Here is a 15903-nt window from a genome sequence, read left to right as displayed (position 1 = left end):
AGGTCGGAATATGGGGAAATTGACATACGTTAAATCCGCTTCCCAGCTTCTTTGCATGGACACCGGACATGGCCCTAGAACGGGCAAGGGCATGTCGATGCTTGGGATCATTGCGGACGGAAGCGTTGTGATCGAGGACGGAATCATTGTCTTCGCCGGTTCGGATGCGCTGGCAGCGCAATTTCTGGGCACAAGACGGGGCGAGGTAGAAGTGATTGACGCCTCCGGCAAGGTCGTTGCGCCCGGGCTAGTCGATCCCCATACTCATGTCGTGTATGCCGGAAGCCGGGAAAATGAGCTGGAGCTTCGTCTTCAGGGGGAGAAGTATACCGACATTCTGCAGCGGGGCGGAGGCATTTTGAATACGGCCCGGAGTACAAGGGAGGCTTCCGAGGAGGAGCTGATCCGGCAAGCCTTGACCCGGCTTGATCGTTTCCTGCTTCACGGCGTCACCACGATTGAGGCCAAGAGCGGCTACGGTCTGACGGTAAAGGATGAGCTAAAGCAGCTGCGAGCGGCGCGGGAGCTTGATCGCCGCCATCCCATCGATGTGGTCCCTACATTCATGGGAGCCCATGCGGTTCCCGAAGAATACCGAAGTCATCCGGAGAGCTATGTGAATCTGGTGATCGAGGAAATGCTTCCGGCTGTCGCCGAGCGCGGGCTGGCCGAATACTGCGATGTGTTCTGCGAACAGGGGGTCTTCGATATCGCAGAGTCCGGGAGGATTCTGGAGGCGGCTGAAAGACTCGGCTTTAAGCTGAAAATCCATGCCGATGAAATCGCGAAGAATTTCGGCGGAGCGGAGCTTGCCGCGAAGCTCGAAGCCGTCTCAGCCGAGCATTTGCTGAAGACTTCGGAGGAAGGGATTCGCGCCTTGGCGAAGTCCGGTACCATTGCCGTGCTGCTTCCCGGAACGGCGCTGTTCCTTATGGAACGAGCGGCCGACGCGCGAAGCATGATCGATGGGGGAGTGGCTGTCGCTCTGTCCACCGACTGCAATCCGGGCTCCTCCCCGACCGTTTCCATGCCCTTCATCATGAATGCGGCGTGTCTGACGATGAGGATGACCCCCGCCGAGGTTCTGGTCGCAAGTACGATTAATGCGGCTCATGCGATCGGCCGGGGGAATGAAATCGGCAGTATCGAGACCGGAAAGCGTGGCGATCTGGTCTTGTTCGATGTCTCCAATTACCGCCAGCTTCAATATTATTACGGAATGAACCTGGTGCATACGGTGATCAAGAATGGAAGAACGGTTGTAAAAGGGGGTGTCCTCGTTGATCGAAACGAGCCTGCGGATTAACCGGGACAGACTGGAGCACAGCATCCATGAGCTGGCCGTCTACGGAAGAAACGGGCAGGGAGGTCTGGACCGGACCGCCTTTACTCCCGCCGAACTGGAAGCCCGGGGATGGCTCAAGGCCGCTCTTGCCGATGAAGGCTTTGGCGTACGGGTTGACGGAGCGGCCAACATCTGGGGAAGAAGGGATGGCGAGCACCCGGAGCTTCCGTCTATCATCTGCGGCTCGCATATCGACACCGTCCCAAATGGAGGCCGATATGACGGAGCGCTCGGGGTCTTGATGGCGCTTGAGGTGTTAAGGACGCTGAACGACAAGGGTATCGTTACCCGGCATCCATTTGAACTGGTATCGTTCAGCGCGGAGGAGCCGAATCCGTTCGGGTTGTCCACCTTTGGCAGCCGGGCCGTTACGGGCAAACTGACGCGGGAACAAATCGAGGGGGCGGTGAACGGGGAAGGGAAGCGGCTGACGGAAGCCTTGGAAGAGGCGGGAGGAAGCTTGGAATGCTTGAGCCATGCACTGATATCGAAGGAAGAGGCAGGCGTCTTCGTTGAAGTGCATATCGAGCAGGGTAAACGGCTGATCGGCCAAGGCATTCCGGTTGGCATTGTAACGGCCATTACCGGCATTTACCGCGAGGAGGTCACGGTGCACGGGGAAGCCAACCATGCGGGAACGACGCTTATGGACGACCGCTGCGACGCGCTGACCGCGGCCGCGGAAATGATTTTGGCCGCCGAGGACATCTGCAGAACGTTTCCCGCAGCCGAAGTCGTCGGAACAGTCGGGCAGTTTCGGCTCCTTCCGAACGCTCCGAACATTATTCCGGGGGAAGTCCGCTTTCTTGCGGAGTTCCGCGGGGAGACTGCGGCGCAGCTCCAGACTGTCGTAGACGAATGGAGCAGCCGGCTCGAATTATCGGGTCAACGGCGGCGGGTTGCGGTGACCCGAAAAGTCATTCTGAATCAGCCTCCGGCGCCAATGGACCAGAGCGTTATAGAAGTGATGGACCGGATGGCCGATATGCTTGAGATCCCCTCGCAGCATCTCGGAAGCATGGCCGGTCATGACGCCGCTCATCTGGCTTCAGTTACCCGCAGCGGAATGCTCTTCGTTCCGAGCATAGGCGGAAAGAGCCACTGCCCGGATGAGGAAAGCCGCATGGAGGATATCGAACAGGCGGCCAATGTGCTGCTGTATACGCTGCTGGATCTGGATATCATCTTGGATGCGAAAGGATGAGGGCGTTGAGGCAGCTCTTCAAAGCGGACCAGGTCTATGAAGGCGGAAGGTTCCAGCAGAACAGGGCCATTCTGGTGGAAGACGGCCGAATTGTAGAGACGGGGGAACAATCCCTGCTGGAGCGGAAATACAGCCGTACACCGACCTTCGACTGGACGGGAAAGGCCATCCTGCCGGGCACGGTCAACGCCCACAACCATTCCTTTCAGAGCCTGCTGCGGGGGATCGCGGCGGATCGGCCTTTTCTGGAATGGAGAGATCAGGCCTTGTACAAATACACCCCTCTCCTGGATGAGGAAGCGATTTACATCGGCGCGCTGTTTGCCTTTGGCGAAATGCTCAAATACGGGGTGACGACGGTCAGCGATTTCTTCTACGTGCATGACGGCGGGAATGCCAGGGATGAAGCCGTGATCCGGGCGGCCAAGGATTTGGGCATCCGGATCGTGTTGGCAAGGACGATGTACGATTGGAACGGAGCACCCGCAAGCTACCGGGAGACGGTGCCGGATGCGGTGAAGCGTACACGGAAGCTGGCTGTCAAATATCAGGGGGACCCGATGTTGACTGTTCATCCCGCGCCTCATAGCCCTCACGCGGCTTCGCCCGAGATGATCCAGGCCGGGCACAGGCTCGCGCAGGAGCTGGATACGCCTTTTCATATCCATGTGGCCGAGGAGCCGTTTGAGGTGGAAGAGACCCTTGCAAAACATGGACTGCGGACAGTTCATTATCTCGATAAATTGGGCGTTGTGGATGAGCGGATGATCGCGGTCCATCTGGTCTGGCTGGAGGACTCCGAGATCCGGCTGCTTGGACAAAAGCGCACGGGATTAGCCTACTGTCCTTCCAGCAATATGTTCTTGTCCGACGGCGTCACGAACATACCCGGCCTGCTGGCGGCGGGGGTGAGGGTGGGCCTCGGCACGGACGGGGCGTGCAGCAATAACCGGATCAGCGTGTTTGAGGAGATGAGAATGTGCTCTCTGCTCCAAAAAGTGACCCGGCTGGACGGCACCTGTATAAACGCCAGGCAGGTTTTTCATATGGGGACCAAAGCCGGCGGTGAGCTGCTGCGGCTTCCGGTCGGGGAGATAACTCCGGGCTATCGTGCGGATTTTGTATCTGTGGACCTGAACGACCTATCTCTCTCGCCGGCCACCGAGCTGTTCAACCATATCGTCTATTCCCTTCAGCCAACCGCGATTAAAGATGTAGTGGTCGACGGAAAAATCGTGGTTGGAGACGGGCGGCTATTTACGGTCGAGGAATCGTCGATTGTACGAAAGGTTAATGCCCTGTTAAGCAAATGGGGATAATAATTTGGCGCATTTTGGGGTTTGATAGTTTATATTCATAGCCATGTTCGGGTAGTGTTATCCGAGTATGGTTTTTTTGTTAATTTTAAGTTCTTTTTAAGAAAAGTGGCGTATACTGACTGCTTAGAATCAATAAGGAGAGGGTCAAGTTGCGCCATTTTAAACCCGGCAAACGTCTGGGAATTATGCTGCTGTCATTTTTGATCGGCGGATTTATCCTGAATTTTATCATACAGGCCGCTTCGTTTGGCATGAATGCTATAAGCGTTCTGAATTGGATATCGCAATTCTATTGGCTGTATGTGTTCGGAAGTCTGTTCTTTTTCTTCGTGCTGCTTGTCTTTGCGGCAGTTATTCCGAACGGGTATGCGGGTTCCCTGATCGCCTTTCTAGCCTGCGCCATATTGGGCTTTGCCGATTACAAGAAGCTGTCAACGACCGGAGAACCGCTGTTTCCGTGGGATTTGATGCTGGTCAAGAATGCTCAGGAGATGGGCAAGATCACCAAGGGCATGGTCTCACCGCTTGCGCTAGTGCTAGCTGTTGTTCTTGTTGCGGGTTTAATCTATTTGCTGCGCAAGCTGCCCAAGGTTAAGATCGGCTTGCCGCTGAGGGCGGTGTTTACCGTTCTTTCGGCTGTCGTGATTACCGGATTTATCCTGATGGTTGACGGTCAGACGACGCTTGCGACGTCCATCAAATATCAGAATATTTACTGGAACCAGAAGGTGAACTATAGTCAGAACGGTTTTTTGTTTGCTTTTACAGGCAATCTGAAGCAGAATCTGATGGATAAACCGGACGGATACAGCAGAGAAGCGATCGCTCAAATCGCCCAGAAATACGGCGCGCTGCCGGATATCGGCTCGAACGCTGCGCCTTCTGATACTCCTAACATCATGTACATGATGGACGAAGCTTTTTTCGACCCAACGAGGCTTCCTTCTTATACCTTCAGCGAAGATCCTTTGAAATTCATCCATGGGGAGGAGAAAAATACGCCGTCCGGCTACCTGCTGTCTCCCGAGTTCGGGGGAAATACGGCCAATATCGAATTTGAGGCGCTGACAGGCCAGTCGATGTATTTTCTGAAAGACGGTTCCATTCCTTACCAGCAGCGCATTGTCAAAATGTCCTCGCTGCCTTCCATCGTCAGCATTTTGAAGGAACGGGGGTACCGGTCGCTGGCGGTTCATCCTTTCGATGGAACGTTCTACAACCGGAACAAGGTTTATCCGGTGATCGGTTTCGATCAATTCACGACCCAGCAGGAGATGAACGGAGCCGAGCGGATCACGCCGGACGGTTACGTTTCAGATATGGCGGCCGTGAAGGAGGCTGTGCACGAGCTTCAGAGCTCCGGTCAGCCGACGTTCCTGCACCTCGTAACGATGCAGAATCATTTTCCGTTCAACAAAGGCTCGAATGGGCCGAATACGATTACGGTTAACGGGGTGAAGCCGGAGCGGAAGGATGAACTGGAAACGTATGTTCAGGATACGAAGCTGACCGACGAGGCGCTGGCCTACCTGGATCAGGAGCTGAAGTCGATCAAACGGCCGACGATAGTCGTATTTTGGGGTGATCATCTTCCAGCTCTGTCGGCGGACATCTATACGCAGGCGGGCTGGGACGCCAATCCCAGAATGAAGCATGAAACGAAGCTGATGGTTATGGCCAATTTTGATATCGGCAAGCAGCCTTTGGGGACGATCAGTCCTGCTTTCATCGGGCCGACGATCTTTGAACTGACGGGGCAGAGGCTTCCGGCGTACTATAAGCTGCTGGAACAGGTTAAAGCGGAGCTTCCAGGATTGAGCAAAAATGTCCTGATCGGGCGCACCGGCGTTGTCACCGGGCTGACTGCCGCGCAGCAGAAGCTGCTGGACGATTACCGGATGGTGCAATACGACATGCTTGAAGGAGAGAACTACTCGAAGGATATGCTGTTTAAATAAGGAGATTCAGCATAACCAGTTGGCTTAATAATCCGAATAACTGCAGGAGCCGTCTCATAGTTTGTTGTATGGGGGAACGCAGCGATTGTCCTTGGGAGAGGAAAACCGTCCGAACAGCCATCCTTTAAAGGGAATGGAGGCGGACGTAATGAGTCTGGAACAGCTCATTTCATTGCTCGTTCTTGTCGTTATGATTATAGAATTGGCTCTTGGCAAGAAAAATTCATAACGATGCAGCCCATTATAATAGCCCGCGGTTTTGCGGGCTTTTTCTTTTTGAGATAAATAGAATTAGCATTAATACCTTGCACGATCAAGAAAAAAGCGCATATCTCCAATCCTCCAGGTCAGGTATCATAGATAGGATTGAATATTATCCAGAGAAACGAGGGGCCTTCCATGATTAATTTATCGAAACTGCTGACGGGTATGAAGGGAGAAGGGGATGATCTGCGCTACGCAATCAATCAGGGAACCAGACCGCATGGCGTATCCGCAGGGAGAGGGCCGGTCGTCGTCTGGAATATGACAAGGGCCTGCAACCTGAGCTGCAAGCATTGCTACGCCAATGCCTGTCCGGCTCATGACCCGGATGAAATGACAACGGAGGAAGCGAAGCGGTTTATTGAAGATCTGGCCGCGTTCCATGTGCCTGTCCTGCTGTTTTCGGGCGGCGAGCCTCTGATCCGGAAGGATATTTTTGAGTTGATTTCTTATGCGGCGGGCAAGGGGCTTCGGCCGGTGATTTCCACGAACGGCACGCTTATTACTCAAGACACCGCGCTTAAGCTGAAAGAAGCGGGGGTCGGCTATGTCGGAGTCAGTCTCGACGGACTTGAGGAACGGCACGATGCTTTCCGGGGACGCAAAGGCTCGTTCGAACAGGCGCTCAGCGGTATCCGCAACTGTCTGTCCATCGGCCAAAAGGTAGGTGTTCGGTTTACGATCAGCAAGCATACATACGGCGACCTGGATGGAGTCCTTGATTTAATCGAGCGGGAAAATATCCCCCGGGCCTGCTTCTATCATCTTGTCTACTCCGGCCGCGGAAGCGCTCTCCAGAAGGAGGATGTGACCCACGAGCAGTCGCGCGACGCTTTAAAGCGGATTATGGCCAAAACGCTGGATTTGCACCGGAAGGGCAAACAGGTGGAGCTGCTCACCGTCGACAACCATGCGGACGGCGTGTATTTGTATCAATGGATGCTGGAGCGCGAGCCCGAGCGCGCAGCAGAGCTGCTTGAGCTGCTCCGGCGGAACGGAGGCAACCGGTCCGGCATAGCGTTCGGCTGCGTCGATTGGCACGGCAATGTCTATCCCGACCAATTCACCAGGGATATTAAGGTCGGCAGCATCCGCACGCAAACGTTCAGCGAAATCTGGCGTGAGGCGGCGCACCCGGTCATGGCGGGGCTGCGCGACCGGAAGCCGCTCTTGAAAGGTCGCTGCCGGGAATGCCAATGGCTGGATATCTGCAACGGCAATTTCCGTGCCCGCGCCTCGGTCAGCGGGGATTTCTGGGCGGAGGACCCGTCCTGTTATTTAACCGACCGTGAAATAGGAATCGTATAAGGAAATAGTTATCGCATTGGAAGACTTGAATCCTATCAATGCAAGGAGGCTTTTAGCGACGATGCTAGTATCCTGGAATGTGACCAAACGATGCAATTTGTACTGTGAACACTGCTATCGCGATTCCGGGCCGGCTTCGCCTGTCGATGATGACCTGACGACGGAAGAAGGACGGCGACTTATTGATCAGGTCAAGGCAGCCGGTTTCCGGCTCCTTATCCTGAGCGGAGGCGAGCCGCTGGTCCGCGAAGATCTGAATGAATTGGTAGCTTACGCTTCGCAAATCGGTCTTCGCCCGGCGCTCGGCAGCAATGGCACCCTGCTGACCGCCGCCAAAGCTGCCGAGCTCAAGAAGGCCGGCCTCGGAGGAATCGCCATCAGCATCGACAGCGCCACGCCGGAGTACCATAACCGGTTCCGTAACGCGCCCGAGGGCTGGCAGCAGGCGGTGCAAGGCATCCGTTACGCCCGAGAAGCCGGGTTGCGGGTGCAGATCAATATGACGCTGACCACAGGCAATATGGACGATTTCGACCAGGTCGCGCAGCTGGCTGAGGAGCTGAATGTCGCCTCCCTACACCCGTTCTTTCTCGTTCCGACCGGACGGGCCGTTAACATCGAGGAGGAAGGATTGAAGCAGGAGCGCTATTATTCCGTTCTGCGCAGCGTTCTGGCCAAGCAGCAATCTTCGGCGCTTGAAATCAAGCCGACATGCGCTCCTCAGTTCATGCCGCTGGCCAAAAGCATGGGCCTCGAACTGCGCTATACGCGCGGCTGCCTCGCGGGGGTCGCCTACTGCTCAGTTTTGCCCAATGGCGAAGTCCATATTTGCCCTTATCTGCCGGTCAAGGTCGGGAATGTCCGTGAACAGCCCTTTGATGAAATATGGAGGGACAGTCCGGTATTCCAAAACTTGAGGAACTTCAAGGAATACGAGGGAGCATGCGGCTCCTGCCCCGACGTCAAGATTTGCGGCGGATGCCGCGCCCGGTCGTATTATTACAGCGGGGGCAATTTCATGGCCGAAGAGCCTTGGTGCTACAAACGAACGGCGGCGCTGCTGTAGAGCGGGGAGGGAGAAGCTTTGGAACTGGATGTGAAGGACCGAAAGCTGCTGAACCGGCTGCAAATCGAGCTTCCTTTGGTGAGCCACCCCTGGAGGCTTATTGCGGAAGAGCTGGAATTGCGGCAGGAAGAGGTGCTCCATAAGCTGGAGAGACTGAAGAATGAAGGATACATCCGGCGGATTGGCGGGGTGTTTAATCCGGCCAGGCTCGGGTACAAGGGCTGCTTGTATGCGATGAGGGTGGAGGAAGCCCGTTATTATCAGGCAGCGGCTGTTGTCAACAGCTTCAAAGGCGTTACCCATAATTACCGCCGGGATGGCTGGCTCAATATGTGGTTCACACTGACCGCCCGAACCGCAGCGGAACGGGAGGCGATTCTTGAACCGATTCGCGAAGCGGCGGGCCGGCCGAAGCTGTACGAGTTTCCCGCCGAGCAGGTGTTTAAGCTCAAGGTGTTTCTCAATATGGAAGAAACGACGGAATCATCGGCTTCGGCGTCCGGTAAGGCTAGGCCAGAATCGCTAAGCATCCCTATGGAGCATCAGGAATTAGAGAGTACGGATTGGCAGCTGATCCGTGAGCTGCAGGGCGATCTGCCGCTGGTGCCAGAGCCGTACAGCGATATCGCTCGCAGGTCCTGTTTAGGCCTGAAAGAGCTGTTCCGGCGATTGCAGGCGCTTCAAGCGAGCGGCGCTTTAAAAAGAATCGGTGCCGTCCTCAGGCACCGGGAAGCCGGATTTACCGCCAATGGGCTGTTTGCCAGTGTGCTCCCCGAGGAGCGGATTCCGCAGGCCGGACAACGGCTGGCCGGCTATGCGGAGGTCAGTCACTGCTACAAGCGCCGGGCGCATCCCGATTGGCCGTATAATCTGTACGCGATGATCCATGGTCCGAATGAAGTGTTCGTTCGGAGAATCGCGGAGCATTTTGCACAGCAGGAAGGCATTTCGGAGTTTGACATCCTCTTCAGCACGGAGGAATTGAAGAAGACGAGTTTCTCTATCTGAGAAAGGCGAGGTAATCCCAATAATGAAACGCGGAGATCTATACATCATTTTGCTGGGACTGCTGATTGCCGGTGCAATATACGGGTTCAAATGGCTCCAGATGGATCATAGTCCATACCAGCCGGGGGAATTAATGGCCCGAATTACCGTGAACGGCAAGCTGTACAAGAATGTACCCTTGACGGATAAAGAGCAGATCATCGACATCAAAACGAGCTTCGGGCATAATACGCTTAAAGTATTCGACTATGGAATTCAGATGATCTACTCGGACGCGCCGAAGCGGATCGCGCTTGACATGGGCTTTATTTCGAAGCCGTATCAGCAGATTATCTGCATTCCGACTCGTGTGTACGTGGAAGTGTTCAATCCTCATCAGCAGCCGTCCAAGGACGATCTCGATGCGGTCGTTCACCCCGGTTAAAGCGCAACACGCAGGCCATGGACCCCTTCAATGGGGTTCATGGCTTTTTCACTCTCTCCCAGACTTCAGGCGTTTAGGACATATGTCCTTCCCAAAAAATCGGAGATATTCTTTAATTAGGATCAGAGCTAACATCAGAGGAGAGGTAATAACCATGAGAGGGCTGTTATTTGCATTTTTGGCCGGAGCCTTTATTACGCTGCAGGGAGTGGCCAATTCAAGGATAAGCCAGGATATCGGGACATGGCAGGCGGCGACGGTTACCCAGTTAACCGGATTCCTGATGGCCTTATTGATCCTGCTCGTTGTCCGGGACGGAAACCGGCGGGGGCTAAAACAGGTCAAACCGCTGTATCTGATCGGCGGAGCGTTCGCGGCAGTCATTATTTTTAGCGAGGTCACGGCGATTCGCCAAGTGGGAGTTACGTTTACGATATCCGCTTTGTTGATTGCCCAGCTGTGCCTGACCTTTCTGATCGATTCGAACGGTTGGTTCAGTGTGATGAAGCGGAGAATGAAGCTGCCGCAGTTCATTGGCCTGGGATTGATGGTAGCCGGTGTAATCATCCTTAAATTTTGATAAGATGATAACGCCGCATGGCAATGGATGTACGGGAAGGAAGCAGAGGTGACACAATATCATGAAAGAAGTGCCGGATCGTGCGCGGCTGAATGCTTTTTTGCAGGATTATCAACTGGAGAGCGTGTTCAATAAACCGCTGCTGCCGCATTTGTCTCTGTACCATTTTGAACAAGGGGAGTGGATCTGTTCCCAAGGGGAACCTTCCGAATACCTGTATGTGCTGGTCAAGGGAAAGATCAAGGTCTACACCACTTCGGCCGAGGGCAAGACGCTGATTATCTCCTTCAAAACCCCGCTTGAGGTCATCGGCGATATCGAATATATCCAGGATATTCCCATCATAAATACGGTGGAGGCGGTGTCTCCCGTTCAAATGATCGGCGTCCCATACCGCTATTTACAAAAACACGCGGCCGATTATGCTCCGCTGCTAAACTTCTTGCTGAAGGTCATCACCCGGAAGTTCTATACGAAATCCAACTTTTTAAGCTTAAACATTCTGCATCCGGTCGAGGTGCGCTTGGCCAGCTACCTGCTGTCCGTTTCCTATGATGAATCCGACGCCGAATTTCAGGGACAGCTGAGCACGTCCAGATTGAACGATGTGGCGAATTGGATCGGCACCAGCTACCGGCATCTTAATCGGGTTATCCAAAAACTGTCCGCGGAAGGTCTGGTCGAACGCAGCAAAGGATTTATTGTCATTAAAGACAAGGAAAGGCTCAGCACGCTGGCCGGCCAAAATATTTACGAATAGGAGCGAAAACTAATGATTCAGGGCCTTTTATTGGCGCTTGCCGCAGGTTCGATGGTCAGTTTGCAAAATATTTTTAACACGAAGGTTAACGAACGTACCGGATCTTGGACGACAACGACGCTGGTGCTGGGAATGGGCTTTGCGGCTTCTTTGATCTTTGGCTTGATATTTGAAGGGGGCCAGCTGTTTAACCTGATCAACATGAAGCCGTGGTACTGGATCAGTGGCTCTATCGGGGTGGGTGTGGTCATCTGTCTAACTCTTGGAATCCGGCAGCTTGGTCCAACGTACGCGGTTTCCATCGTTCTGATCTCCCAGCTGGGCAGCGCCTTGTTATGGGATTCGCAGGGCTGGTTAGGGCTGAGAAAGGTCCCTTTCACTTTTCAACAGTTCATCGGAGTGCTGGTCATTGTCAGCGGTATTTTGGTATTTAAATTAAGTGGGAAGCGCAGGGAGGAAACCGCATGACAGCTTCAATCGATAAAATCGCCTGGATCTGCCTTCGTGAAGGCCGGCTGTTATGCGCCCGTTCCAAAGGCAAAGAGATCTATTATTTGCCCGGCGGAAAAAGGGAGCCCGGTGAGAGTGATGCCGATACGCTGCAGAGGGAAATTGAAGAAGAGCTATCCGTCCGCATTAAGCCCGAAACCGTCTTGTTCATGGGAACGTTTGAAGCGAAAGCCCATGGCAAAACGGAAGGAACAATGGTCAAAATGGCTTGCTACAGCGCGGAATACGAGGGCAAGCTCACGGCGGCTTCTGAAATCGAGGAATTGGCCTGGCTAACCTATGAGGACCGGGTAAAGGTATCGGCCGCAGCCCAAATGGTATTTGATAGACTGCATGAGCAAGGACTGCTTATCTAGAATAACGGCGACAGCAGCCGGGCGAAAACAGAGGTCAATTTTTGAAACCCGCTTTGGTTCTCGAATTTCGACTGCAAGATCTCCTTACTGTCGCCACGGTCCCGGTAAAAATCCTGCATCAGACGGTCAACGACTGTCCCATCATAAAAGAGCGCATTGATTTCAAATTGGCTGCAAAAGCTGCGTATATCCATATTTGCGCTGCCGGAGAACGCCAGGTCGTCGGAAATGATCACTTTGGCATGAATGAACCCTTTTTGGTAGCTGTAAAACCGGACCCCTGCCCGCAGCAATTCCTGAACATAGGACAACGTGGCGGTATAAACCAGGTTCTTGTCAGGCACGCCCGGTATAATGACGCGAACGTCGACTCCGCTGAGGGCTGCCGTTTTTAGAGCCAATAAGACACCGGGTTCGAGAATAAAATAGGGGGTCTCAATCCAAATCCGCTTCTTCGCCCTGACGATAAGAGAGAAGATGAGCTCTAGAATCGGCTCGTCCGGGCCGCTTTTTACGACTTGGACAAGCTCCTTACCTCGGCATTCCTGGATCGGATAGTAGAGGGGATCGGTTATGATTTCCCCCGTAACCCGGTGCCAATCGGTTAAAAAAGCATCTTGGAGCCAGATCACCGCATCCCCTTTTATGCTGAAATGAGTGTCCCGCCAATAGCCGAATTTCGGATCTTTCCCCAAGTATTCATCCCCAATATTCAAGCCGCCAAAATAACCGGATTTACCGTCCACCACTACGATTTTACGATGATTCCGGTAATTGAGCCGTTTATTCATGAAAGAGGGCAGCAGAGGAAAAAAGCATCCCGCTTCCACCCCAGCGTTCCTGAGCTTTTTCAAATAGGCCTTTCCTAACCGACGGCTGCCGATCCCGTCAAATAACAGCCGCACATGTAGCCCTTCTTGCGCTTTCCGGATCAGTAATTGCTCAAACCGGGTACCCAGCCGGTCGTCGCGGATAATGTAAAACTCAACATGGATGTGATGCTCGGATGCGGCAATCGAACTCAGCATCGCTTCAAAGGCGCTTTCTCCTTCACTAAACACAGTCGTCTCGTTGCAGGCGGTAATGGGGGCGGCAGAAAAGCCGCTTAATAATGCGTGCAGTTGATCGTCATGGCAAACGGTCTCTTCATGGGTATTGTTCAGAACCCGCTGTCGGCACCGCTCAATGAGGTCTGCCTTTATGCGGTTCCACTGGCTGCTTTCTTTCTGCGAAAGAGCGGGGAAACACATGTATTCTTTTGCAACAAATACATAGAGCAGGAAACCGATGACCGGAATGAGATGCAAGACGATAAGCCATACTATCGCTTTGCTCGGACGTTGGTACTCAAAGAAAATAACGAATGCAATTTGGAGAATAAACAGCAGGAGGGCCGCAATGATCCAAATCAACGGTTCAATCTCTCCTTATCAGGTTGAACTTGGATTGGCAGTGAAGAATAACTCATTATAGAAGAACCCTTTTCGAAAGCGGTTGATTACCTGCGAAGCAAATTCATTCTTCCGAAACAATTGAATGTATTCTTCTTCACTGCGGATATTGTCTCCATCGTCATAGAAATTCATAAACCAATTGCTTACCGGTTTCTTCTTGCATATGCATGGTTCCATAACGATGAAGCTTCCATCCGGTTTTAAAATCCGTTTAAATTCCTTCATATACTCTGCAATTTCTTCGGATGAAATATGGTGCAGAACTGCGACGATCAGTATGTAATCGACAGATCCGTCATCTACAGGTAGCTTTCCATGTTCGAGCACGTGAAATTTGTGATTGGGATATTGCCTTCTCGCGTAATGAATGCGTTTCTCATCGGGATCGATGCCAATATAATGAATGGGCTGAAACATCGAACAATTAGCCCCGGTCCCTGAACCAAAGTCAAGCACAATTTTATCGTTGAAAGTGAATCGGGTTGTAATTTGATCATGTATATATTTTTTGGTAAACCATTTCGGACGAACCAGCCGATGATAAAGCAGGGGTGAAGACGAAGTATTCATAAGGAGCCACCTTCTTTCCTGATTTTGAAGTCAATGAAAAGTAATCTAACCCACCTGTCTGAAAAAAATTCAATAAAATTTTACATAATTTCATCCTGAAATGGGCATCTTTATCTCTATTCGACATAGAGAATGAGGTGTTAAAGGGAGAATGGGAAGATCGGATGGAATAACGCGAGGGAAAAAAATATCGGTTTTGATGGCAATCGCTTTGGCATTGACGATGTCTCTTGCCGGATGCCGGTTGTTCCCGGGAACGAACGCTGGAATGCAGTCCGAACCGGAGTTTAAGGCTAAGGCAGTGAGTGGCAAGCCGGTCGTCGTCATTATCATTGATTCCTTGATGGACAAGCCGCTGCAGGAAGCTGTGAAACAAGGCAAGGCACCCGCACTGAAATACCTGATGGAGCACGGGCGGTATTTTCCTGAAATGGTAAGTTCATTTCCTACCATGTCCGTAACGATTGACAGCACCTTGTTGACGGGGGAATACGCGGATAAGCATCATGTTCCAGGGTTGGTATGGTACAGCGACCGGGAAAAGCGGATGATCTTTTACGGTAATGGACCGAAGGAAGCTTTAAAGATTGATCAGCTGCAAGTATTGACGGACAGCGTCTATCAGATGAATCAGGTTCAATTAAGCAAGAAAGTGAAGACCATTCATGAGGAACTGGCCAAGAAGGGCAAGCATTCGGCTTCGGTCAACGCAGTCATTTTCAGAGGAACAAAGGAACGCAAGCTGCGCGTACCCCCAGCGATGGCGAACACCACAAGGCTGCCGGATCATTATCCAATTACTACTCCGGAGCTGTTTTCGCTTGCCGCATTCGCGCATATCAACCCGGAAAATGACAACCACACAGCCGCATGGGAAAAATATGGGATGAATGACAGATTCACAGGCCGGGACATCGCTTATCTCGTAAAGAATGGGAAGCTTCCGGACGTAACGATTGGATATTTTCCGGGAAACGACAGTGTCCATCACCGACAAGGCTCCATGGCGACTAAAGGCATCGAAAAGGCCGACCGGGCGCTGCAGGACATTCTGAATGCGTATGGCTCATGGGAGGAGGCGGTTAGAACCACCAAGTGGATTATTCTGGGGGACAGCGCTCAAAGCGATGTGCTGGATGATCGGGAACAGTCCAAAGTAGATCTGCGCCCGCTTCTTCACGGTTACCGCATAGCCGAGCTTGAACGAACTGTAGGACAAGACGACCAGATCGTCATCGCCGCCAACGAAAGAATGGCCTACATTTACGCCATTTCGCCAGAGCTTAAGCTTCCCGAGGTCGTTAAGAGTCTGCAATCTGAAGCAAGGCTCGACATCATAGCGGTTAAGCAGGATCAATCCGTTGCGCTTACACGCGGAGGAAATGGCAGCACGGTATTAACTTATCGCAAGGGTGGACCTTATTCGGATGAATACGGGCAAAAATGGTCGCTCTCAGGCGATGCCGGCCTCGCAGATCTTTCGCTCCGCGGACATCGGATCACATACGGAAGATACCCGGATATTCTCGCACGGCTTTACGGCGGGCTTCATTCTCATGAAGGGCGATATATTGTCGTCACCGTGAAACCGGGATACGAGCTGGCCGGCGAGAGCTCTCCCAGCCATCGGGGAGGTGGAGCGCACGGATCGCTGCATGAGGTGGATTCCATTGTTCCTTTAATTGTGACCGGAACGGATGTGCAGCCGAAGTCACTGCGAATCGTCGATTTGAAAGACTGGATTCTGCGGTTGGCCGGCGATAAATAGAACAGCAGC

At 52.9% G+C, this 15903-nt stretch carries 16 protein-coding genes; 14 read left to right on the top strand and 2 right to left on the bottom strand.

From position 1 onward, the window contains the following. Nucleotides 1-10: 10 nt before the first annotated feature. The 13 genes from hutI to PSAB_RS13115 all read left to right on the top strand — a co-directional run bounded on the left by hutI (nt 11) and on the right by PSAB_RS13115 (nt 12102). Complete coding sequence (hutI, locus tag PSAB_RS13170; protein ID WP_025335048.1) at nt 11-1306, top strand: imidazolonepropionase; 1296 nt, start codon at nt 11-13, stop codon at nt 1304-1306. After that, a complete protein-coding gene (locus PSAB_RS13165; protein ID WP_144240518.1) occupies nt 1281-2549 on the top strand; it encodes a Zn-dependent hydrolase in 1269 nt (422 codons plus the stop codon). Before hutI ends, PSAB_RS13165 begins: the two co-directional genes overlap by 26 nt. Before the next feature lie 5 nt (nt 2550-2554). Further along, on the top strand, nt 2555-3868 hold the full coding sequence (locus PSAB_RS13160) for an amidohydrolase family protein (protein WP_025335046.1): 1314 nt from the start codon (nt 2555-2557) through the stop codon (nt 3866-3868). A gap of 149 nt (nt 3869-4017) precedes the next feature. Beyond that, nucleotides 4018-5826 carry an LTA synthase family protein gene (locus PSAB_RS13155; RefSeq protein ID WP_025335045.1) on the top strand — a complete coding sequence of 603 codons (1809 nt, stop codon included), beginning with the start codon at nt 4018-4020 and terminating at the stop codon, nt 5824-5826. 85 nt (nt 5827-5911) lie between these two features. Then, entirely contained in the window at nt 5912-6055 is a 144-nt protein-coding gene (locus tag PSAB_RS25790; protein WP_158442591.1) for a hypothetical protein, read from the top strand. Nucleotides 6056-6225: 170 nt separating this feature from the next. Next, entirely contained in the window at nt 6226-7398 is a 1173-nt protein-coding gene (locus PSAB_RS13150; protein WP_025335044.1) for a radical SAM/SPASM domain-containing protein, read from the top strand. Nucleotides 7399-7459: 61 nt separating this feature from the next. Beyond that, nucleotides 7460-8464, top strand: coding sequence for a radical SAM/SPASM domain-containing protein (locus PSAB_RS13145; protein WP_025335043.1), 1005 nt, complete (start codon nt 7460-7462; stop codon nt 8462-8464). A gap of 18 nt (nt 8465-8482) precedes the next feature. After that, a complete protein-coding gene (gene ahbB / locus PSAB_RS13140; RefSeq protein ID WP_025335042.1) occupies nt 8483-9472 on the top strand; it encodes a siroheme decarboxylase subunit beta in 990 nt (329 codons plus the stop codon). A gap of 22 nt (nt 9473-9494) precedes the next feature. Then, nucleotides 9495-9896 carry a NusG domain II-containing protein gene (locus tag PSAB_RS13135; RefSeq protein ID WP_025335041.1) on the top strand — a complete coding sequence of 134 codons (402 nt, stop codon included), beginning with the start codon at nt 9495-9497 and terminating at the stop codon, nt 9894-9896. A 154-nt stretch (nt 9897-10050) separates the two neighbouring features. Beyond that, on the top strand, nt 10051-10476 hold the full coding sequence (locus PSAB_RS13130; RefSeq protein WP_025335040.1) for a DMT family transporter: 426 nt from the start codon (nt 10051-10053) through the stop codon (nt 10474-10476). Between the two features lie 61 nt (nt 10477-10537). Next, nucleotides 10538-11236, top strand: a complete 699-nt coding sequence (locus PSAB_RS13125) for a Crp/Fnr family transcriptional regulator (RefSeq protein WP_025335039.1) — start codon at nt 10538-10540, stop codon at nt 11234-11236. A 12-nt stretch (nt 11237-11248) separates the two neighbouring features. Then, a complete protein-coding gene (locus tag PSAB_RS13120) occupies nt 11249-11704 on the top strand; it encodes a DMT family transporter (protein ID WP_025335038.1) in 456 nt (151 codons plus the stop codon). After that, on the top strand, nt 11701-12102 hold the full coding sequence (locus tag PSAB_RS13115; protein WP_025335037.1) for an NUDIX hydrolase: 402 nt from the start codon (nt 11701-11703) through the stop codon (nt 12100-12102). The genes PSAB_RS13120 and PSAB_RS13115 overlap by 4 nt, the downstream gene beginning before the upstream one ends. On the opposite strand, the gene cls is transcribed toward PSAB_RS13115, so the two are convergent. Together cls and PSAB_RS13105 are read right to left on the bottom strand one after the other, a co-directional pair. After that, entirely contained in the window at nt 12099-13514 is a 1416-nt protein-coding gene (gene cls, locus PSAB_RS13110; RefSeq protein ID WP_025335036.1) for a cardiolipin synthase, read from the bottom strand. The two genes, PSAB_RS13115 and cls, sit on opposite strands and share 4 nt — an antisense overlap. A gap of 18 nt (nt 13515-13532) precedes the next feature. Then, complete coding sequence (locus tag PSAB_RS13105; RefSeq protein WP_025335035.1) at nt 13533-14126, bottom strand: class I SAM-dependent methyltransferase; 594 nt, start codon at nt 14124-14126, stop codon at nt 13533-13535. 151 nt (nt 14127-14277) lie between these two features. On the opposite strand from PSAB_RS13105, the gene PSAB_RS13100 reads away from it, so the two are divergent. Then, on the top strand, nt 14278-15894 hold the full coding sequence (locus tag PSAB_RS13100) for an alkaline phosphatase family protein (RefSeq protein ID WP_051529767.1): 1617 nt from the start codon (nt 14278-14280) through the stop codon (nt 15892-15894). The last annotated feature ends 9 nt before the right edge of the window (nt 15895-15903 follow it).

The organism is Paenibacillus sabinae T27 (assembly GCF_000612505.1).
In the GTDB taxonomy this organism is placed as follows: Bacteria; Bacillota; Bacilli; order Paenibacillales; family Paenibacillaceae; genus Paenibacillus_AQ; species Paenibacillus_AQ sabinae.
Note: the sequence above shows the minus strand (reverse complement) of the source record. Positions and strands in the feature narration are given on the sequence as shown.